General features: G+C 72.9%; 19 protein-coding genes and 1 pseudogene. 12 read left to right on the plus strand and 8 right to left on the minus strand.

Features of this window, described 5'->3' with window-relative positions:
- Nucleotides 1–47: 47 nt before the first annotated feature.
- The 5 genes and pseudogenes from efeB to ACEZDG_RS32285 all read right to left on the minus strand — a co-directional run.
- Nucleotides 48–1304, minus strand: a complete 1257-nt coding sequence (gene efeB / locus ACEZDG_RS32265) for an iron uptake transporter deferrochelatase/peroxidase subunit (protein WP_380516666.1) — start codon at nucleotides 1302–1304, stop codon at nucleotides 48–50.
- On the minus strand, nucleotides 1301–2485 hold the full coding sequence (locus tag ACEZDG_RS32270; RefSeq protein ID WP_380516669.1) for an EfeM/EfeO family lipoprotein: 1185 nt from the start codon (nucleotides 2483–2485) through the stop codon (nucleotides 1301–1303). Before ACEZDG_RS32270 ends, efeB begins: the two co-directional genes overlap by 4 nt.
- Before the next feature lie 4 nt (nucleotides 2486–2489).
- Nucleotides 2490–3368: an alkaline phosphatase family protein gene (locus ACEZDG_RS32275; protein WP_380516671.1), complete on the minus strand. Its 879-nt coding sequence runs from the start codon at nucleotides 3366–3368 to the stop codon at nucleotides 2490–2492.
- A gap of 220 nt (nucleotides 3369–3588) precedes the next feature.
- On the minus strand, nucleotides 3589–3987 hold the full coding sequence (locus tag ACEZDG_RS32280; protein WP_380516932.1) for a discoidin domain-containing protein: 399 nt from the start codon (nucleotides 3985–3987) through the stop codon (nucleotides 3589–3591).
- 27 nt (nucleotides 3988–4014) lie between these two features.
- A pseudogene (locus ACEZDG_RS32285) lies at nucleotides 4015–5892 on the minus strand (discoidin domain-containing protein); the annotation flags it as partial.
- 223 nt (nucleotides 5893–6115) lie between these two features.
- On the opposite strand from ACEZDG_RS32285, the gene ACEZDG_RS32290 reads away from it, so the two are divergent.
- Complete coding sequence (locus ACEZDG_RS32290; RefSeq protein WP_380516674.1) at nucleotides 6116–6472, plus strand: hypothetical protein; 357 nt, start codon at nucleotides 6116–6118, stop codon at nucleotides 6470–6472.
- A 57-nt stretch (nucleotides 6473–6529) separates the two neighbouring features.
- Here ACEZDG_RS32290 and ACEZDG_RS32295 read toward each other — a convergent pair whose 3' ends face one another.
- Nucleotides 6530–7093 carry an NAD(P)H-dependent oxidoreductase gene (locus ACEZDG_RS32295; protein ID WP_380516676.1) on the minus strand — a complete coding sequence of 188 codons (564 nt, stop codon included), beginning with the start codon at nucleotides 7091–7093 and terminating at the stop codon, nucleotides 6530–6532.
- A gap of 122 nt (nucleotides 7094–7215) precedes the next feature.
- Between ACEZDG_RS32295 and ACEZDG_RS32300 the strand changes: the two genes are divergently transcribed.
- Entirely contained in the window at nucleotides 7216–7857 is a 642-nt protein-coding gene (locus ACEZDG_RS32300; protein WP_380516679.1) for a TetR/AcrR family transcriptional regulator, read from the plus strand.
- 127 nt (nucleotides 7858–7984) lie between these two features.
- On the plus strand, nucleotides 7985–10213 hold the full coding sequence (locus ACEZDG_RS32305; protein WP_380516681.1) for an ATP-binding SpoIIE family protein phosphatase: 2229 nt from the start codon (nucleotides 7985–7987) through the stop codon (nucleotides 10211–10213).
- On the opposite strand, the gene ACEZDG_RS32310 is transcribed toward ACEZDG_RS32305, so the two are convergent.
- On the minus strand, nucleotides 10202–10684 hold the full coding sequence (locus ACEZDG_RS32310; RefSeq protein WP_380516683.1) for an Lrp/AsnC family transcriptional regulator: 483 nt from the start codon (nucleotides 10682–10684) through the stop codon (nucleotides 10202–10204). The two genes, ACEZDG_RS32305 and ACEZDG_RS32310, sit on opposite strands and share 12 nt — an antisense overlap.
- Before the next feature lie 105 nt (nucleotides 10685–10789).
- Between ACEZDG_RS32310 and ACEZDG_RS32315 the strand changes: the two genes are divergently transcribed.
- Both ACEZDG_RS32315 and ACEZDG_RS32320 read left to right on the plus strand, forming a co-directional pair.
- On the plus strand, nucleotides 10790–11230 hold the full coding sequence (locus tag ACEZDG_RS32315) for a DUF2000 domain-containing protein (RefSeq protein ID WP_380516685.1): 441 nt from the start codon (nucleotides 10790–10792) through the stop codon (nucleotides 11228–11230).
- Between the two features lie 19 nt (nucleotides 11231–11249).
- Entirely contained in the window at nucleotides 11250–11756 is a 507-nt protein-coding gene (locus tag ACEZDG_RS32320; protein ID WP_380516688.1) for a GNAT family N-acetyltransferase, read from the plus strand.
- Nucleotides 11757–11760: 4 nt separating this feature from the next.
- Here ACEZDG_RS32320 and ACEZDG_RS32325 read toward each other — a convergent pair whose 3' ends face one another.
- On the minus strand, nucleotides 11761–12279 hold the full coding sequence (locus tag ACEZDG_RS32325; RefSeq protein ID WP_380516690.1) for a cupin domain-containing protein: 519 nt from the start codon (nucleotides 12277–12279) through the stop codon (nucleotides 11761–11763).
- Nucleotides 12280–12390: 111 nt separating this feature from the next.
- On the opposite strand from ACEZDG_RS32325, the gene ACEZDG_RS32330 reads away from it, so the two are divergent.
- The 7 genes from ACEZDG_RS32330 to ACEZDG_RS32360 all read left to right on the plus strand — a co-directional run bounded on the left by ACEZDG_RS32330 (nucleotide 12391) and on the right by ACEZDG_RS32360 (nucleotide 19542).
- Nucleotides 12391–12801, plus strand: coding sequence for an RrF2 family transcriptional regulator (locus ACEZDG_RS32330; protein WP_380516693.1), 411 nt, complete (start codon nucleotides 12391–12393; stop codon nucleotides 12799–12801).
- Nucleotides 12798–13703: a DsbA family oxidoreductase gene (locus ACEZDG_RS32335; protein WP_380516696.1), complete on the plus strand. Its 906-nt coding sequence runs from the start codon at nucleotides 12798–12800 to the stop codon at nucleotides 13701–13703. Before ACEZDG_RS32330 ends, ACEZDG_RS32335 begins: the two co-directional genes overlap by 4 nt.
- 357 nt (nucleotides 13704–14060) lie before the next feature.
- Nucleotides 14061–15614: an ABC transporter substrate-binding protein gene (locus ACEZDG_RS32340; RefSeq protein ID WP_380516699.1), complete on the plus strand. Its 1554-nt coding sequence runs from the start codon at nucleotides 14061–14063 to the stop codon at nucleotides 15612–15614.
- Nucleotides 15611–16663, plus strand: coding sequence for an ABC transporter permease (locus ACEZDG_RS32345; RefSeq protein ID WP_380516702.1), 1053 nt, complete (start codon nucleotides 15611–15613; stop codon nucleotides 16661–16663). Before ACEZDG_RS32340 ends, ACEZDG_RS32345 begins: the two co-directional genes overlap by 4 nt.
- Complete coding sequence (locus ACEZDG_RS32350) at nucleotides 16660–17544, plus strand: ABC transporter permease (RefSeq protein WP_380516705.1); 885 nt, start codon at nucleotides 16660–16662, stop codon at nucleotides 17542–17544. Before ACEZDG_RS32345 ends, ACEZDG_RS32350 begins: the two co-directional genes overlap by 4 nt.
- The gene (locus tag ACEZDG_RS32355; RefSeq protein WP_380516708.1) at nucleotides 17525–18559 is read left to right on the plus strand and encodes an ABC transporter ATP-binding protein; all 1035 of its coding nucleotides are present in this window, start codon (nucleotides 17525–17527) and stop codon (nucleotides 18557–18559) included. Before ACEZDG_RS32350 ends, ACEZDG_RS32355 begins: the two co-directional genes overlap by 20 nt.
- Nucleotides 18556–19542 carry an ABC transporter ATP-binding protein gene (locus ACEZDG_RS32360; RefSeq protein WP_380516711.1) on the plus strand — a complete coding sequence of 329 codons (987 nt, stop codon included), beginning with the start codon at nucleotides 18556–18558 and terminating at the stop codon, nucleotides 19540–19542. The genes ACEZDG_RS32355 and ACEZDG_RS32360 overlap by 4 nt, the downstream gene beginning before the upstream one ends.
- The last annotated feature ends 14 nt before the right edge of the window (nucleotides 19543–19556 follow it).

Raw genomic sequence — 19556 nt, forward strand, 5'->3', positions numbered from 1 at the left:
TCCTCGGCTGCCACGGCCGGTTCGGCCCGACGGCAGGGCCGTGCGGATCACCCGAGCAGCCCCGAGCCGAGGTAGTCGCCGCCGTCGGCCGCCCCGGGGAGGGCGAAGAAGTAGCCGCCGCCGGTGGGCTGGATGTAGTCGACCAGCGGCTCGTCGGCCAGCCGCGCCTGCACCGCCTCGAACTGGCGCTCCACATCCTGCTGGTAGCTGCAGAACAGCAGGCCGACGTCCAGGTTGCCGTTGCTGTCCACGCCGCGGTCGTAGTTGTAGCCGCGGCGCAGGATCTGCTGGTCCTTGGTCGCCCGGTCGCGCGGGTTGGCCAGCCGGATGTGCGCCGACAGCGGGACGGCGATGCCCTGCGGGTCGGCGGCGTAGTCCGGGATGTCGGTCTCGGCGGTGCCGTCGAGCGGGGCGCCGGTGTCCCGGCGGCGGCCGATCATCGTCTCCTGCTCGTGCAGCGAGACCCGGTCCCAGAACTCGACCAGCATCCGGATGATCCGCAGCACCTGGTAGCTGCCGCCCTCGGTCCAGGCCGGCTCGCCCTGCCGGCCGCCCCTGGTCCACAGCAGCGCGGCCGTCACCGCCGGGTCGGCGGTGTCCGGGTTGGCGATGCCGTCCTTGAAGCCGAGCTGGTTGCGCTGCGCCCCGGTCGGACGCGGCGCGGCGTGGAAGCCGTCGGCCTTCCAGTTGAGCTGCATCCCGGTGCGGGTGTGCTTGGCGATGTCCCGCAGGGCGTGCATCACCGTGTCCCGGGAGTCCGCGCAGATCTGCAGCGAGAGGTCGCCGTGCAGTTCGGTGGATCCGGCCAGGTGGTCGTTGGGGAAGACCGGCATCTGCTTCAGCCGGGCCGGCCTTCGGGCGGCCAGCCCGTAGCGGGCGTCGAACAGCGAGGCGCCCACCGCCACGGTCACGGTCAGCCCGTCGGCCGGGACCACCGGGCCGAGGGTGGCGCTGTCGGCGGGGACCTCGGCCACGCCCGGGTCCGGCGGGGTGCCCCCGGCGGTGAGGAAGCGGATCCGCGCGGTGAGCGTGCGCAGCAGCTGTTCCAGACCGGCCCGGTCGGTCGCGGTGACGTCGAAGGAGGCGAAGCTGACGGCGGCCTGCGGCGGGGTGGTGATCCCGGCCTGGTGCGCACCCTGGAACGGGATCCGCCGGCCCTCCGGGGAGCTGCCCGGCGCTGCCGCCGCGGCCCGGACGGCCTCCGTGCCGAGCACTCCGGCCCCCGCGGCGGTGCCCAGCGCGGCGCCGCGGAGGAAGGTCCTGCGGCCGAGGCCGTGGGCCGGCGGGGGTGGTGCGGCGGTCATGCGGAGGGCCTTCCCTGCAGCAGGTCGGGGACGGTCGACAGCTGTTCCAGCAGCCCGCCCAGGACGCTGTCGAGCTGCTGACGCCGCGCCAGTGGCAGCGCGGCGGGCGGGATCCAGGCCCCGGACGGGGTGCGACAGGCGGCCAGCTCGGTGTCCAGCGCGGTCAGTCCGCCGTCCAGCGCGTCGAGCAGCCCGGGGTCGCGCGGGGTGATCAGTCCGGCCAGCGCGGCCAGCACCGCCCTGGTGCCCTGGACATTGGCGCCCAGGGTGGCCAACGTGCTGCCGCTGCCGTAGTCGGCGCTGCCGCTGAGCTGGAACTGCAGCGCGTTCTCCAGGATCTCGTGACTGCGCAGCGGCAGGTCGCCCGGGTCGATGTCGGCGCTGGGGAAGTCCGCGATCAGGCCCTGTACCGAGCCGACCAGACCGCGGGTCAGCGGGCGCAGCCCGGCGGCTGACTGACCGTGCCACAGGCCGTACTCGATCCGGTGGAAGCCGGTCCAGGACGGGTCGGCGGTGCCCCCGGGCAGGCCGTCGGCGGTGCCGTCCACCGCGCCGTCGAAGTCGCCGAAGCTGTTGTAGGCCGCGCCGAGCCGCTCGTAGTCCAGATGGGCGGTGAGCCAGTCGGTACGGGCCCGGGCCAGGTCGCCCGCGGCGGTGTCCGCGTCCAGCCTGCGGCTGTCGGCGAGCAGTCCCGGCAGCGCGCCGTCGACGTAGCGGCGGTAGGCGTTCACCGGTCCGGCCAGGTCCAGGTCGGGCAGCGGCAGCACGCCGAGGACCGGGTCCTCGGCGCGGCCGGTCAGGGTCCGGGACGGGGAGGTGCGCACGGTCCCGTCGGTGAACACGCAGCGCAGCGCGTAGCGACCGCCGCCGAGGGTGGTCGACAGCCCCCTGGGCACGCCGGGCAGCAGCGACAGCACCTCGGCGTAGACCTCGCCGTCCCCCGAGCCGATCAGATAGACCTCGGCCGGGTCGCGGGCGGTGTCGCTGAGCCGCAGCGACTGCGGTCCGGCCCCGGCCGGGGTCCAGCCGGAGCCGCAGTCGCGCTCGCTGACGGTGATCACCGGGACAGCCCGGCCGTCCGGTCGCGCGGCCACCGCGCCGCCGAGGAGCAGCAGCGCGGTGGCCGTGAGGACGGTGGCGGCGAGGCCCCGGTACGGCAGCCGCCGGGTGGACAGGTCCAAGCCGTCAGTTCCAGATGTCGGTGATCGCGGGGGCGGTGGCGCTGCTGCCGACCGGGGTCAGCCCGTACATCTGCTCCAGCGTGGCCAGCAGGTTGTAGTGGTTGACCGTCTCGTCGTAGTGCCCGGTCTTGACGCCCTGGCCGACCACGATGGTGGGGATCTGGTTGCTCTCGGAGTAGTCGTCCTCGTCCCAGGTGACGATCAGCAGGCTGTTGTTGGTCTTGGCCCAGGTCGCGTAGGCGGACAGCTTGCTGTTCAGCCAGCTGTCGGCGGTGGCGATGCTGCCGTCGTGCATGTCGTCGTTGAGGTTGGGGATCACGAACGACAGCGTCGGCAGGCTGGCGTAGTTGGTCGGGAAGGAGGTGAACGGCAGCGAGTCCGCGGTGGGGACGTTGCTGAAGTTGACCCAGGGCGAGTGCTTCCTGGCGTACTTGCCCGAGCTGCAGGTGGTGGAGCCGGTGGAGGGCAGGCCCTCCGAGTAGCCCTTGAAGGTCTTGCCCGCGGCCAGCAGTTCGGAGCCCAGGTTGGCGGTGTTGCCCTTGTTGACCGGGCAGGTGTCGGCGGTCAGGCCGAAGGTGCTGCCGGCGAACAGCGCCATGTAGTTGGGCTCGCTGGGGTGGGTGACCCCGTAGGAGGAGGTGAGCAGTGCGCCCTGGCCCGCCAGCGAGTTGAAGTACGGGGCGCCCGAGTTGCCGATGATGTCGGAGTAGGAGTGGTTCTCCTCCATCACCACCACGACGTGGGCCGGGGTCGGGACCGTGCTGGCGACGTTCTTCGCGGCGACGGGGGTCGCCTGAGGCTGGACCGCCGAGACGATGCCGAACCCGGCGGCGACCGCGGTGGCGGTGGCCAGGGACCAGAGCGTGCGGGACCTCGAACGCATACGGGACTCCACGGGGAGGGGGATCGGGCAGGCGGTGGCCGCCCGTTGCTACGGGTCAGTAGCGTAGGCAGCCCGGATGACGCCGAGTCGTCGCGGCCACCCTCACTCAGTGAACTGCGCATGTCATACAAATGCCAGAGTGCGAGCGCCCCCGGAGACGCGGCCTCCCACTCGTATGGGGGACGAGTGGGAGGCCGCGCGATCTCTCAGGAGGTGTGTCTCAGGAGGTGTAGAGGTTGGCCTCCCCGACGCTGAACCAGCTGCCGGAGCTGCCGGTCTGAGTGACCCTCAGATACCGCGCCGTGGTGGACGGGAAGGTGATGGTCGTGACCTGCCCCGACCCGGCGCCGGTGGCGATGGCCGAGCCCCAGGTCGAACCGTCGCTGGAGGTCTGCACCGTGTAGCCGCGCGGGTAGTCGCCCGCACTGGCCGCACCCGTGTCCAGCACCAGCTGGTTGAAGGTCTTCGCACTGCCCAGGTCCAACTGGAACCACTGACCCGACACCTGCGCCGCACCCGTCGACCAACGCGTCGCCGCATTGCCGTCGATCGCGTTCGACGCCGCGTCACCCGCACCCGAGGAGGAGGCCGTGGCCGTCCACCCGGTCCTGGAGAGCACGGTCGGTGTGCTCGGGGCGGCGTAGAGGTTGGCCTCCCCGACGCTGAACCAGCTGCCGGAGCTCCCGGTCTGAGTGACCCTCAGATACCGCGCCGTGGTGGACGGGAAGGTGATGGTCGTGACCTGCCCCGACCCGGCGCCGGTCGCCAGCGCCGAGCCCCAGGTCGAACCGTCGCTGGACGTCTGCACCGTGTAGCCGCGCGGATAGTCGCCCGCACTGGCCGCACCCGTGTCCAGCACCAGCTGGTTGAAGGTCTTCGCACTGCCCAGGTCCAACTGGAACCACTGACCCGACACCTGCGCCGCACCCGTCGACCAACGCGTCGCCGCATTGCCGTCGATCGCGTTCGACGCCGCGTCACCCGCACCCGAGGACGAAGCCGAGGCCGTCCACCCGGTCCGCGGCAGCACCGTCTCGCCGCCGGAGCCGGTCCCGGTGTTCCAGGTGAAGGTCGCGGTGGTCTGCGCGGGGAGGGTGTACGTGAAGGTCTCGCCGTTCCAGTTCACGGTCAGCGGCTGGGAACTGCCGGACTCGTTGTAGGCGACCAGCGCCTTGGAGCCGTCCGGGTTGAGCCAGGCCACGTTCGGCACACTGGAGTTGGCGGTGGAGTCGATCCGGTAGGCGCCCGGCTTCACGAACTTGGTGAGCTGGCCCATGTCGTAGTACTCGATGTTGTAGTCCACCTGCCCGCTGCGGGCGTCGCCGTTGTGGACCGTGATCAGCCCGGTGCAGGTGCCGCAGCCGCCGTTGTGCGGGCCCATGCTCTGGTCCACCGCGAGCGACCACTTGACCACCGACTGACCCCAGTTGCGGGTGTAGTCGATGATGTTGTTCATGTCCTCCTGCTGCTGGTTGGCGATCCAGGTGCCGCCGGAGTGCTCGGTGTCGAAGGCGGGCACCGAGGGGTACTGGTTGTGGATCGTGGTCTGCTCGCCCACGTCGCCCTCGTAGCCGTGCCAGGCGATGCCGCCGAACAGCGGGTCGTTGCGCACCGCGGCGTCGTCCACGGTGGGGGCGCCGTAGGACGCGTAGGAGTCCCAGTTCCAGTCCAGGGCCAGCACCTTGGTGCTCAGTCCGGCGGCGTGGAAGGCAGGCAGCAGGTCGGTGCCGGTGAAGTAGTCCAGGCCGGTGCCGTTCCACTGCATCGACGGGTAGCCGGAGCAGCAGGTCGGCTCGTTCTGCACCGACACGTAGTCGATCGGCACGCCCTGGGCCTGGTAGGCCTGCACGTACTTCACGAAGTACTGCGCGTACGCCGGGTAGTACTGCGACTGCAGCCAGCCCTGGCTGTAGGCGCCGCTGTCCTTCATCCACGGCGGCGCGGTCCACGGCGTGGCCATCACCTTGAGGTTGGGGTTGAGCGCCTGCGCCTGCTTGGTGAGCGGCAGCACGTCGACCAGGTCGTGGCTGATCGAGAAGTGGGCCAGGCTCGCGTCGGTCTGGCCGGCCGGCAGGTCGTCGTAGGTGTAGTTGCTGCGGGCCAGGTCGGAGGCGCCCATCGGGTTGCGCAGGAAGTCCAGGCCGATGCCGGTGGTCGGGCTGAACAGGTTGTTCATCACCGTGGTCCGGGTGGCCGCGCTGAGCGCGCCACTGCTGTTCATCAGATAGGCGGCGGTGTCCGTGAAGGAGGCGCCGGCCCCGGTGAACTGCTGGTACTTGGTGTTCTCGTTGACGTTCACGACCTGGCCGCCGCTGCCGGTCCCGGCCGTGAAGTTGACCGGGGTCTGCTGCTGCAGCCCCCGGGTGACGGTGCGTCCGTCCGAGCCTGACGTGCTGGTCAGGGTGATGCCGACCTGCTCGCCCGCGGCGTGCGCGGTGCCGACCGGGCCGGCCAGGATCAGGCCGCCGGCGGCGAGGGAGCCCGCGAGCAGGGTGGGGAGCAGGGTGCGTTTTCTGATGGTCATCGTGGCGCGGCCCTTCGGTGGGGGTGCCAGGGGCATGACACGCCGGAGGATGGACCGGTCCGGCCGCCCCTGCGTCGATCCGCCCATATTTCAACTCATGAACAAAGGGCAGCGCAAGGTCTGGACCAATCTTCAAGGGTTGGAGCCCCCACGGACGCGCTGCGGCGGCCCCGGCCCGGGACTTAGGATCTCCCTCACCCCCGAGAGACGCCGAAGGATGCCGATGGACCAGAACCGCGCACCGTACGAACACGCCCTCACCGCGGCCGACGAGATCCGCTCACTGAACTACGGCACGCTGAAGGGCGGCTACGACTCCCCCGGAGACGTCTACGACGTCGCGCACGCGCTGAGAACGCTGTCGCAACGGCTGCCGCAGGCGCTGGAGCAGCTGGCCATCGGACTGTCCGAACTGGCCGACGGCGGCCAGATCCGGATCACCTCGGGATCGGCCGAGCACGACACCGTGCCCGAGCGCCGCGAGAAGATAGCCGACTCGCTGAAGACCGCGCTGGAGTCGGTGGCCACGCTGGAGCAGGCGCTCTCCGTGGTCACCCGGCTGACCAGTGACCTGGTCTGACATACCGGTAGGGCCGGACCCCCGACGCCGGGTCCGGCCCTACCAGGTGTGACGGCCTCAGGCGGCGGGGACCGCGGCGACCGCGGCAGCGATCTTGGCCAGCACCAGCGGGAGCTGCTCGGCGATCTCGTCGTCGTCCTGCGGGTGCAGGTCGGCGAAGCGGACCACGGAGCCGGGGACCGAGAGCTTGGCGTCCTCGAGCACGACGCCGCCGGCGATGCCGACCGCCTTGCGGGTCTCGTCCTGCGCCCACAGGCCGCCGAACTGGCCGTAGGCGGTGCCCACCACGGAGACCGGCTTTCCGGTGAAGGCGGAGGCGCCGTAGGGGCGGGACAGCCAGTCGATGGTGTTCTTCAGCACGGCGGTGATGGTGCCGTTGTACTCCGGGGAGAACAGCAGGAACGCGTCGGCGGCGCCGGCCGCCTCGCGCAGCTTCACGGCCGCGGCCGGGACGTCGCCCGCGACGTCGATGTCCTCGTTGTAGAAGGGGACGTCGGCAAGGCCCTCGAAGATCTCGATCTCGACGCCCTCGGGGGCGTGCTTGACCGCTGCCTCGGCGAGCTGGCGGTTGTGCGAACCCGCACGGAGGCTACCGACGAAAGCAAGAACGCGTACGGACACGACAACTCCTGAAGCAGATGGGTAGGCCGCGGCCCGTGGATCCGGACCGTGGTGCGAGTACAGGTGTAGCACCCGAAGCGGACTGCGGTCCACTTTTCTCGTCCTGTGACTATCCTGATCCCATGGACCTGCGTCTCCAGACCCCCGCCGCACGCGAACTCACCGTTGTCGGACAGCCGCCCCGCGAACGCGCCGACGCCGCCCGCAACCGGGCCAGGCTGCTCGACGCCGCGGCAGGACTGGTGGACGCCCACGGCGCGGAGCACGTCACCATGGAGGCGGTGGCCGCCGCCGCCCGCGTCGGCAAGGGCACCCTGTTCCGCCGCTTCGGCGACCGGAACGGACTGATGCTGGCCCTGGTCGACCACGCCGAGCAGGAGTACCAGCAGGCGTTCATGTCGGGGCCGGCCCCGCTGGGGCCGGGCGCGCCCGCGCCGGAGCGGCTGCTGGCGTTCGGGATCGCCACCATCCGTTTCAGCTTCCGCTACCTCGACCTCTTCCTGGCGGCCGAGCCGTGCGCGTCCAAGCGATGTCTGGTGGCGGCCAGGGCCGTCCGGGTCACCCATGTCTCCTCGCTGCTGCGCCAGGCCGGCAGCGGCGGGGACACCGAGCTGCTCGCGCAGACCCTGGTCGGCTATCTGGACCCGGCCCTGCTGAACCATCTGCACCACCAGCGCCATGTCCCGCTGGAACGGATCGAGGAGGGCTGGCGGGAGCTGGTCGGACGGATGACGGAGCGTCACCTCCCCTGCCCCGGCCTCTGAGCCCCTGCCCTGACCTCTGAGCCCACGGCGCGCCCCGGTCCTCGTTCGCGGGCAATTGGTACGGACGTAATAGGCTATGTCCGTATTCCTTCCGTAGGGTCGACCATGGAGGCGGAGGGGCTTTCCGATGGGCCTGGCCGAGGAGCACGACAGCGTCGCCCCGCCGCCCCGGGCCGGGGACGTGCTGGCCGCCGTCGGGATGGGCGTGTGGCGCTGGAACCGGGTCGAGGACGCCCTGGAGGTGGACCCGGTCTGCGCCAGGCTGCTGGGCCTGGACGGATCGGTCAGCCGGCTCCGCGAGCGCAGGCTGCGGTCGCTGCTGCACGCCGAGGACTTCGTCCGGCTGCGGTCCACCGCGCTGCTGGCCGTCGCCGAGCGGCGGCCGTTCGAACTGCGGGTCCGGGTGCTCACCGAGCAGGGCCGGCTGCTCCGGGTGCTGCATCTTCAGGTGGCCGTCGCCGCCTCCGGCGACCCCTGCCAGGTGCAGGGCACGGCGCTGGACGGGCACGCGCCCGAGGCGGCGGCCGAGGCCGGGGGCGCGGGTACCGGAGCGGGCGCGGGAGCGGGCGCCGGCCTGGCGGTGGAGCGGCAGCAGATCGACGCGCTGAACCAGGTCGCCGGCCCGCCGCCGGCCCCGGTCCGGCACGGCCCGCACTCCCCCGCGCTGCCGCCCCGGCACCTGCGCCGCTCGCGCGAGGCGTTCCTGCTTGACGCCGGACGGGCGCTGGCCGAGGCCAACACCACCAGCGAGGTGCTGCGGGTGGTCGCCTCGCTGTCCATGCCGGGCTTCTCCCCGGACGGCCTGGCGGTGTTCGGGGCCGAGGGCGGGATGCTGACCGTGGTCGGGCAGCACGGCCACCGGGAGGGCTCGGAGACGCCCTTCACCATGCCGCTGGAGACCGACTACCCGGCCGCCGAGGTGGTCCGCACCGGGCGCGCGGTGTACCTGTCCTCGCCCGAGGAGTACCAGCGCCGGTTCCCGGCGACCTGGCCGCTCGCCGCCGGGTTCGGCCGGCAGTCCTGGGCCTTCCTGCCGCTGGTCACCGCCGGGCGCACCACCGGGGCCTGGCTGGCCTCGTTCCGCACCCCGGTGCGCTTCTACCCGGACGAGCGGGCGGTGCTGTCCACCGTGGCCAGGATGCTGGCGCACGCCCTGGAGCGGGCCCACACCAATGAGTCCGAGCGGGCGCTGTCCCGCGGCCTGCGCCGCAGCATGGGCACCGGCACGCCGACCCTGCCCGGGATCACCGTCGCCACCCGCTACGTGCCGACCGGCGGCGGGCTGATGGTCGGCGGCGACTGGTACGACATCATCGACCTGCCCGAGGGCCGGATGGCGCTGGTGATCGGCGACGTCCAGGGCCACGACGTGCACGCGGCCGGGCTGATGGCGCAGCTGCGCACCGCCGTGCACGCCTACGCCGCCGAGGGCCACCGCCCGGACGCGGTGCTGGCCCGTACCTCGCGGTTCCTGGCCGCGCTGGACGACGACCGCTTCGCCACCTGCATCTACATCGAGGCCGACCCGGCCCGCGGCACCCTGCAGATGGCCCGGGCCGGCCATCCGCACCCGGTGATCCGGACCCCGGACGGCACCTGCCTGATCCGGCACGTCGAGGGCGGGCTGCCGCTGGGGCTGATGCCGGAGGGCGAGGACTACCCGGTCACCACGCTGGAGCTGCAGCCCGGCGAGGTGATGCTGCTGTGCACGGACGGGCTGATCGAGACCGGCGGGCACGACATGTACAGCGGCTGGATCCGGGTGCGGGACACCATGTCGCCAGGACCCGCCGAGGATCTGGAGGGGATGGCGGACGCGCTGATCCAGGCCGTGCACGGGCCCGGCTCGCACGGCGGCGGCGGGCACCTCGCCGACCGGCGCGAGGACGACATCGCGCTGCTGCTGCTCCGACGCGACGCGGTCGGCCCGCGGCCGGAACCGCCGGGCCGGCGGCTGGTGCTGACGGTCGCTCAGGACCAGCCGGAGCGGATCGCCGGGGCCCGGCAGGAACTGCGCTCGATCATGCACGACTGGGCCGCCCCGGACCAGGTGGACGCGGCGGTGCTGCTGGCCTCGGAGCTGCTGGCGAACGTGCTGGTGCACACCGAGACCGAGGCGGTGCTGGTGGCCGGGATGTCCGGGCCGCCCGGCGCGCGGCGGCTGCGGATCGAGGTCGCGGACCGCAGCGACGAGCTGGCGCACCGCCGCTCCCCCGGCGAGATGGCCTCCTCCGGGCGCGGCCTGATCCTGCTCGACCTGCTCTCCGACCGCTGGGGGATGCAGCCCAGGGGCGAGGGCAAGGCGGTCTGGTTCGACCTGGACGAGGGCGCCGCCGAACCGGCGCTAGGCACCTGACGGGCGGCGGGGGCGGCCCGGGGTGAGCGGGCGGGACTGGACGTGCTCGAAGACCATGGTGGTCTGCACGTCGGCCACCTCGCGGCGCTCGGTGAGCCGGTCGATGACAAAGGCGTAGAGCCCGTTCACGTCGGAGACCGCGACATGGAGCAGGAAGTCGTGCGGGCCCGAGGTGACGAACATGCCGATGGTCTCCGGCAGTTCCGCCGCCCACTCGCGGAAGCCCTCGATCACCGGGCGGGACGGCGGCCGGATCCGCACCGAGACCAGCGCCTGCACCGGCCGGTCGATCGCCTCCAGGTCCAGCGCCGCGTGGTAGCCGGTGATCACCCCGCGCTCGCGCAGCGACTTCACCCGCTCCAGCGAGGTGGACGGGGAGACCCCGGTGCGGGCGGCCAGCTCCCGGTTGGTCTGCCGTGCATCGTTCTGCAGTTCCTTCAGCAGGGCCCAGTCCAGCGCATCAAGTTGCATGGTTTTGGCATTCTTCCTGATGATGTGCGGCCGACGGAATGCTGCGGCTCACTTCTGCCTAGCGTAGACGCGTTCCGCTACGCAGATGAACCGAGGAGAGCCCGTATGGACATCCGTACCGATCTGTCGACCCGGCAGGCGCCGCTGAAGTGGGTGATCGTGGTGGACCAGGAGCTGGCCGCCGGACGCGCGGCCAACGCCGCCGCCTGCATGGCCGCCGCGGTCGGCAAGGCCAGGCCGGAGCTGCTGGGGCCGGACGCCAAGGACGGCTCGGGAGAGGTGCACCCGGGGCTGCCCTGGGCCGGCTGCTCGGTGCTGGCGGCCCCGGCCGGGGCGCTGGCGGCGATCCGCGCCAAGGCTGCCGCCAGGGCGGACGTGCTGGTGGTCGACATGCCGGAGCATGCGCAGAGCTCCCGGGTGTACGACGAGTACCTCGGGCAGATCGCCGGCACCGCGGCCGAGGAGTTCGGTTATCTGGCGGTCAGCCTGGTCGGGCCGAGGAACCGGGTGGACCGGCTGGTAGGCGGGCTGTCGCTGTTCCGCTGACGGGCGGCACAATGATCGGATGCGCATTCGGACTGCCCGGGTCGAGGAGCTGCCACTGCTCCAGGAGATCGAACGGGCCGCGGGGGATCCGTTCCGGGAGATCGGCATGGCCGAGATCGCCGACGACGATCCCCCGCCGCTGGAGGAGCTGGCCGGGTACCAGCGGGCCGGGACGGCCTGGGTCGCGGTGGGGGCGGACGACCGGCCGGTGGCCTACCTGGTCGCCGAGCGGCTCGACGGCTGCCTGCACGTGGAGCAGGTGTCGGTGCACCCCGACCACGCCCACGGCGGCGTCGGCCGCTCCCTGCTGGACCACCTGGCCGAGCTGGCACGGAGCCAGGGCGTGCCGGCGCTGACCCTGACCACCTTCACCGACGTGGCCTGGAACGCGCCCTACTACGAGCGCTGCGGGTTCCGGCGGCTGGCCGAGGCGGAGCTGACCCCGGAGCTGCGGGCCGTCCGCGAGTGCGAGGCCGCCCACGGACTGGCCCGCTGGGACCGGGTCTGCATGCGCCGCGACCTCTAGCCGGCTAGTCGGCCTCGGGCGCGTCCGGGTGGTGCACGGTCAGGGCCGGGAGGTTGACCACCACGGCCTCCTGGGTGCTGCGGGCGATCACCACCACCGCCTCGACCGAGGGGTCCGGGTTCTCCTCGCGGTGCGGGACGAACGGGGGGACGAAGATGTAGTCGCCGGGGCCGGTGCGCAGCCGGACCTCCTCGGTGCCCTCCCCCGCCTCGGCCAGGAAGACGAACTCCGGGTGGCCGCTGACGATGTAGATCGCGGTCTCGGACGCGCCGTGGTGGTGGTCCGCCGAGGAGGTCGCCGGGGCGACGTGGGTCTGCCCCATCCACATCCGCTCCGAGCCGACCCGGGCCCCGCTGACCGCGGCGAAGCGGCGCATCCCGCCGGTCTGCGCGGTGTCGCCGTCGAGGTCGTCGGCGCGGATGTGGTGCACCCGGCTGCGCGCGGACGGGTCGCCGTGCGGGTGGCCCTGGTGGTCGGGCAGATCGGGGTGGAATCCGTCGCGGGGGGCGAGCTCGCTGGTCATCGGGGCCGTCCTGGGAGGGGTCTCGGTCCTGGTGACCGTAGGAGCCGCGCCGAAAGGATGTCAAGAGGTGTCCATTGCGTGCACCGGGCCCCGACGGGGATAATGACGACCATGCACATATCCGCGAAGGCGGACTACGCCGTGCGGGCCCTGCTCGAACTCGCCCAGGACACAGCGCGTCCGCTCACCTGCGAGAGCATCGCCTCGTCGCAGGAGATTCCGTTCCGGTTCCTCAAGTCCGTGGTCGGCGAGCTGCGCCGGGCCGGCCTGGTCCGCAGCCAGCGCGGCTGCGAGGGCGGCTACTGGCTGGGCCGGCCGGCCGAGGAGATCAGCCTGCTGGACGTCGCGCTGGCCGTGGACGGCGAGCTGATGACGCTGCGCGGGGAGGCCCTGGCCGGGCTCGACTACCCGGGACCCGCCGCCGGGGTCCCCGACATCTGGCGCGACATCGAGGCGAACGCCCGCCGCATCCTGGAGCGGACCAGCGTGGGTTCGCTGCTGGCCGAGAGAGTGGCCGTGTGACCGGCGCGGAGCCCGAGGCAGCGGAGCTGGAGGTGGTGGAGTACACCGATCCGCTGTGCCCCTGGGCCTGGGGCTCGGAGCCGGTGTTCCGGCAGCTGCGGGCCGCGCTCGCGCCCGGGGCGCGCTGGCGCCGGGTGTACTCGATCCTGTTCGACACCGACGACGACCCCGCGCCCGACCCGGCCGCCGAGACCGCCTGGTACAGCCGCTACGTGGCGGAGGTCGCCGCGCACACCGGCGCCCCGCGCGCGGCGGAACTGGACCGGGTGGCCCGCAGCAGCTGGCCGGCCTCGCTCGCGGCCAGGGCCGCCGAGGCCCAGGGCCCGCTGGTGGCCGAGCGGGTGCTGCGCCGGCTCCGCGAGTCGGTGTTCGTGCTGGGCCGCCCCGCCGACACCGAGCAGCGGGTGCTGGAGTGCGTCCGGGGCGTGCCGGATCTGGACACCGACCGGCTGGCCGCCGACGCGGCCTCCGCCGCGGTCGCCGGGTCGGTGCGGGCGGACCGGGCCGAGGCGCGGGCGCCGCTGCCCGAGGTGCTCGACCTGGACGGCCCCTCCCCGCACCCGGGTCGGGCCAAGGAGCTCGACGAGGGCTTTCGCTACGCCCTGCCCACCCTGATTTTCCGCAGCCCGGCGGGCCACCGGGTGGTGCCCGGATGGCGTCCCGCCGAGGCGTACGCGCAGGCCGTTCTTGAACTGCGGCCGGGGCGTCCGGCGGCTCCCGCGCGGCGGCCCTCGGAACAGGTGATGGACCTTCACCGCAGTCTGGCCGTCCGCGACTTGGAGCTGCTGACGCTGGACGGAGGGGTTCCGACCGGGGCCCTGCGGGTGGACACCGCCGGGGGTCCGCTGTGGCTGCACCCGGACGAGGCCGCCGGGCACCCGGCCCTGGCCGGCGACCGCTGAGCGCCGGTCCAGCGAATGGGACACCTTTTGGTGTCCATTGACAGCAGCAGGTCGGGCCGCCACGATAGGCACATGCTTACGACGCACCCCGCCGTGGTGTGCCGCTACGTGGACCTGCGGCGCACCTCCAGCGCCCTCTGTCGCTGACCCGCCGCCACCGGCCGCCATCCGGGCTCTGATACCCGCCGCGGCCCCGCCGGCTCCGACAGCCTGCCCCACCCCCACCGGTGCCTCTGCTCCGGCCCCCTGAACTTCCCCTGCCCGCGCCGACGGCCTGCTCCGCCGCGGCGCACAGCGCTGCCCGTACCCCCCTCACGGGGCTGTTCGGCGCGCCCCGACAGAAGGTGACGATCCGTCATGACTGCTGCCCTGAAGTCCGTCGGCACCGGCCCCCTGGCCAGACGCTCGTTCCTCGGCCTCGGCCTTGGCGCCGGTGCGGCTCTTGCTCTGACTGCCTGCGGAAGCGGCTCCTCCACCAGCGCCGCCGGCGGCTCCACCGGCACGGTGAAGTGGGGCTGGGCCCTGCCGACCTCCTGGGACCCGATCTTCTCCTCGGCCGGCTGGGACGTCCACGACCTCTCCCTGGTCTACGCGGGCCTGACCAAGCTGGACCCGCACGGCACCGCCGTCCCGGCCCTGGCCAGCGGCTGGACGTACAACGCCAAGGGCGACGAGATCACCTTCACCCTGAAGCCGGGGCTGACCTTCAGCGACGGCAGCCCGATCGACGCCACCGCCGTGAAGAAGAGCCTGGACCGGGGCCGCACCGACCCCAAGTCGCTGGTGTCCGCGCAGCTGGTGCACGTCGCCAAGGTCACCGCGAGCAGCCCGACCACGGTGGTGCTCTCGCTCACCCAGGCCGACTACCAGATACCCAACCTGCTGGCGGGCAAGACCGGGATGATCGTCAGCCCCAAGGCCTTCGAGTCCAACGCGGCGGGCCTGGCCACCCAGCCGGTCGGGGCCGGCCCGTTCACGCTCACCTCGTACACCCAGAACGCCAAGGCGGTGCTCAAGCGCAACCCGACCTACTGGGACGCGGCGAACATCAAGCTGCAGAACTTCGAGGTCTACCCGCTGCCGGACGCCTCCACCGTCATCGCCTCGCTGCAGTCGGGGCAGTACAACGTGGCCCAGATACCCGGCAGCCAGGTCGCCGCGGCGAAGGCGGCCGGGCTCGAGGTCCAGGTGATCCCCTCGCTGGTGGTCGCGGTGCTGGACATCAACGCCGCGAAGGCCCCGTTCGACGACCCCGATGTGGCGCTGGCGCTGCAGTACGCGATCGACCGCCAGGCGCTGCTGAAGACCCAGCAGTTCGGCTACGGCACGGTCAGCAACCAGCCCTTCCCGCCCGGTTACGTCGGCCACGACCCGGCCTCGGACAACCTCTACCCGTACAACCCGGACAAGGCGAAGGCGCTGCTGGCCAAGGCCGGCCACGCCAACGGCCTGGACGTGACGCTGACCACCACGGCCGCCGAGGGCGTGCCGGAGCAGGTGCAGGCGCAGCTGAAGGCGGTGGGCATCAACGCCAAGATCTCGGTGATCCCGCTGGCGCAGGCCACCCAGATCGTCTACGTGCAGCACTCGCAGCAGATCTTCACCGACCAGTTCGCCGGACGTGACTCGGCAGCCCAGGCGTTCCAGGTGCTGTTCGGGCAGCAGGGCCTGATGAACCCGGGCCGGAGCACCCCGCCGGACCTGCTGGCGGCGGTGGCCAAGGTGTCGGCGACGCCGCTGGACTCCCCCGACTACCCGACCGTGCTGCAGGCCGCGACCGCGCTGGCGGTGCGCAGCATGCCGAACGTCTTCCTCTACACCGTGCCGCGGATCCTGGCCCGGCACCACAGCGTCTCGGCGATCCCGTCCGACCTCGTGGTGCAGCGCTTCGAGGGGGTGTCGGTCGGATGAGCGCGGTGACGACCGCCGACGTCGCGGATCCGGGCGCGCTGCGGCTGCGGAGCCTGCTCGGCAGTGCGCGGCGGGCGCCGAAGCCGCTGGGGCGCGGTCTGGTGACCACAGGTTCGGTGTTCCTGCTGTCCTCGGTGCTGACCTTCGGCCTCGGCGCGCTCTCCAGTGCCAACCCCGGCGCGGCGGTGCTCGGCGACACGGCCACCCCGGCCGACATCGCCCGGATGAACCACCAATTCGGTCTTGACCGGCCGCTGCCGGTGCAGTTCTTCAGCTGGCTCGGCCATGCGCTGCAGGGCGACCTGGGCCGGTCCTGGTTCACCACCGTGCCGGTGTCGCAGAGCATCGGCCAGGCGCTGCCGGTGGACCTGTCGGTGGCCGGGCTCGCGCTGCTGATGGCGGTCGTCATCGGCGGCGCGGGCGGCATCGCCGCGGCGCTGAGCAACGGCGGACGGGTCGACCGCGGCATCACCGCGGTGTGCGCGGTGCTGGGCACACTGCCGGCGTTCGTCATCGCCATCGGCCTGATCGCGGTGGTGTCGGTGCAGTTGGGGCTGCTGCCCTCGGGCGGCTACGTCCCGTTCGGGCAGGATCCCGGGCAGTGGCTTCGGTTCTCGCTGCTGCCGGCCTTCGCGCTGAGCCTGGAGGCCGCCGCCGGGATCGCCCGGCAGCTGCGGACCTCGCTGGTGGGCGCGCTGCGGGAGAACTACGTGACCGGCGCGTCGATGCGCGGCCTGTCCGAGCGCCGGGTGCTGTTCGGGCACGTGCTGCGGAACGCGGCGGGCCCGGCGCTGACGGTGCTGGGGATGAGCGTGCCGATGCTGATCGGCGGCGCGGTGGTCACCGAGCGGATCTTCAACCTGCCGGGGATCGCGCAGCTGTCGCTGCAGGCCGCGCAGGAGCACGACGTCCCGGTGATCCAGGGGACGCTGCTGGTCACCGTGGCGGTGGTGCTGATCGCCAACCTGGCCGTGAACGCGGGTCTGACGGCGCTCAATCCGGCCGGACGGCGGCGGCAGGCCGCCGAGAGCGGAGGGAAGTCGCTGTGAGGACGTTCCGCAACACCTGGCGGGTGCCGATCGCCCGGGCGGCGCTGGCGGTGCTGCTGCTGGTCGCGGTGCTGGCGGTGTTCGGCGGGCAGCTCGCCCCGCAGGACCCGCTGGCCCAGGACACCGCCCATCTGCTGCAGGGCCCCAGCGGCGCGCACCTGCTGGGCACCGACTACCTCGGCCGGGACGTGCTGAGCCGGCTGCTGGCCGGGAGCGGCCTGTCCGTGGCCGGGGCGCTGGAGGCGGTGGGCGCGGCGCTGGTGCTGGGGATCGTCCCCGGTCTCGCCTCGCTCTGGCTCGGCCGGGCCTTCGAGTGGATCGCGCTGCGCTCGGTGGACTCGCTGATGACCATGCCGTTCACGCTGTTCGTGATCGCGGCGGTCGGGGTGCTCGGCAACGGGCTGCACCAGGCGATGCTGGCGCTGGGCTTCCTGCTGGCGCCGCTGTTCTTCCGGGTCACCCGGGCCGCGGCGCTGGGCCTGCGCCAGGTGCCGTACGTGGAGGCCGCCGAGCTGATGGGGGCCTCCCGGAGCTGGGTGCTGCGCCGTCACATCTGGAGCAAGGTGCTGCCCACGGTCGCGGTGACCACCGCGCAGGCGCTGGCGACAGCGCTGCTGACGGTGGCTTCGCTGACCTTCCTTGGCCTGGGCGTGCAGCCGCCGGCCCCGACCTGGGGCGGGATGCTCGCCTCCGACCTGGGCTTCCTGGCCCAGCAGCCGTGGGCCCCGGTGCTGCCCGGGGTGCTGGTCATGGTCACCGTCGGCGCACTGCACCTGCTCGCGGACGCGATCAGGGACGGCAGCAGCGCCCCGGTGGTCCCGGTCGCGGCGGTTCCCGTCACGCTCAGTGAGGAGAAGGTTGATGTCCAGGTCGCTGCCTAGCACCACGGAGGCCCCGGTCCTCGCCGTCGAGGGGCTGCACATCACCGTCAACGGTGGCGCGACCGAGGCCGTGCGGGACGTGTCCTTCAGCGTCCGGGCCGGGGAGTCGGTCGGCCTGGTCGGCGAGTCCGGCAGCGGCAAGACGCTGACCTGCCGCTCGGTACTGGGGGTGCTGCCCCCGGGCTGCGAGGTGTCGCAGGGCAGCGCGCGGCTCTCCGGCGCCGAGCTGACCGCGCTGGACCGGCGCGGCTGGGAGCGGCTGCGCGGGGTGAACCTGGGCGCGGTGTTCCAGGACCCGGCCAGCTACCTCAACCCCTCGCTGACGGTGGGCCGGCAGCTGGCCGAGCCGCTGCGGGTGCGCGGCGGCCTGTCCCGGAGCGAGGCCCGGCGCCGGGCAGTGCGGCTGCTGGGGTCGGTCGGGCTGCACCGGCCCGAGGAGGTGTTCCACCGCTACCCCTTCGAGCTCTCGGGCGGGATGCTGCAGCGGGTGCTGATCGCCACCGCGATCGCCGGGGAGCCGGAGCTGCTGGTCGCCGACGAGGCCACCACCGCGCTGGACACCGTGGTGCAGGCGGAGGTGCTGGACCTGCTGGCGCGGCTGCGGGCCGAGCGCGGCCTGGCGCTGCTGCTGGTCAGCCATGACCTGGCGGTGGTCGCCGAGGTGTGCGACCGGATCCTGGTGTTCTACGCCGGGGAGATCGTCGAGGACGGTCCGACCGAGCAGGTGCTGGCGCACCCGGCCCACCCCTACACCGAGGCGCTGCTGCGGGTCGCCTCGATCGGCGACTGGGAGCGGCGCGAGCTGGCGGTGATCCCCGGACGCCCGCCGGAGGCCGGCGCGGCCCCGTCCGGCTGCCGCTTCGCGGACCGCTGCGAGTACGCGCGAGCCGAGTGCGGCGCCCAGGACCTGCTGCCGCTGCGGGAGTTCGGCGAGCGCGGCGAGCGGCGCACCCGCTGTGTGCGGGCCGGGGAACTGGCCCTGTCCGGAACGGTTCTCCAGGAGGTGGGGGCATGAGCGAGGCACTCCTGCGGATCGAGGAGCTGTCCGTCGCCTTCGGGCGGCGCGGCGGACGCGGCGGCCAGCAGGTGCTGGACCAGGTGTCGCTGGAGGCGCGCTCCGGGGAGATCCTGGGCGTCATCGGCGAGACCGGCTCCGGCAAGACCACCCTGGCCCGGGCCGTGGTCGGCCTGTCGCCGGTGACCGGCGGCCGGATCTCGGTGGACGGGGTGGAGCTGACCGGGCTGCGCGGCCGTGCGCTGCGCGAGTACCGCCGCTCGGGCGCCGCGCAGTACCTGTTCCAGGACCCGCTGCGGGCGCTGGACCCGGATCTGACGGTGCGTGACCTGGTCGCCGAGCCGCTGGCGGTGACCGGTGCGGGCAGCAGGGAGCAGCGCTCCGAGCGGGCCGCCGCGGCGCTGCGGCAGGTGGGTCTGGACCCGGTGCTCGCCGACCGGCTGCCGGGGCAGCTCTCCGGCGGCCAGCGGCAGCGGGTGCTGCTGGCCCGAGCGGTGGTCACCCGGCCCCGGCTGCTGCTGGCGGACGAGCCGGTGAGCGCCCTGGACGCGTCCAACCGCAACCATGTGCTGCGGCTGTTCGACCGGCTGCGCAAGGAGCTGGACGTGGCGGTCGTGATCATCTCGCACGACCTCAGCTCGCTGGCCGGCATCGCCGACCGGATCGCCGTGCTCTACCGGGGGCGGCTGGTCGAGCAGGGGCCGACGGCCGAGGTGCTGTCCCGCCCGCTGCACCCCTACACCGCGCTGCTGACCGCCTCCGCGCCGAGCGTGCGGCGGGAGCACGACCTGCATCCGGCGCAGTTGCGGGCGACCGCGCCCTGGGAGGGGGCCGGCTGTGTGTTCGCGCCGCGCTGCGCCTTCGCCGAGGACGCCTGCCGCGTCCGGCCCGAGGCGCAGGCCCGGCCGGGCGGCCGGGAGGTCGCCTGCCACCACGCCGACGACTGGCGGGCGCGGATCGCCGCGCCCGTGCTCGCGCACTGACTACTGATCAATTA

It is taken from the genome of Streptacidiphilus alkalitolerans, assembly GCF_042511045.1.
Lineage (GTDB): Bacteria > Actinomycetota > Actinomycetes > Streptomycetales > Streptomycetaceae > Streptacidiphilus > Streptacidiphilus alkalitolerans.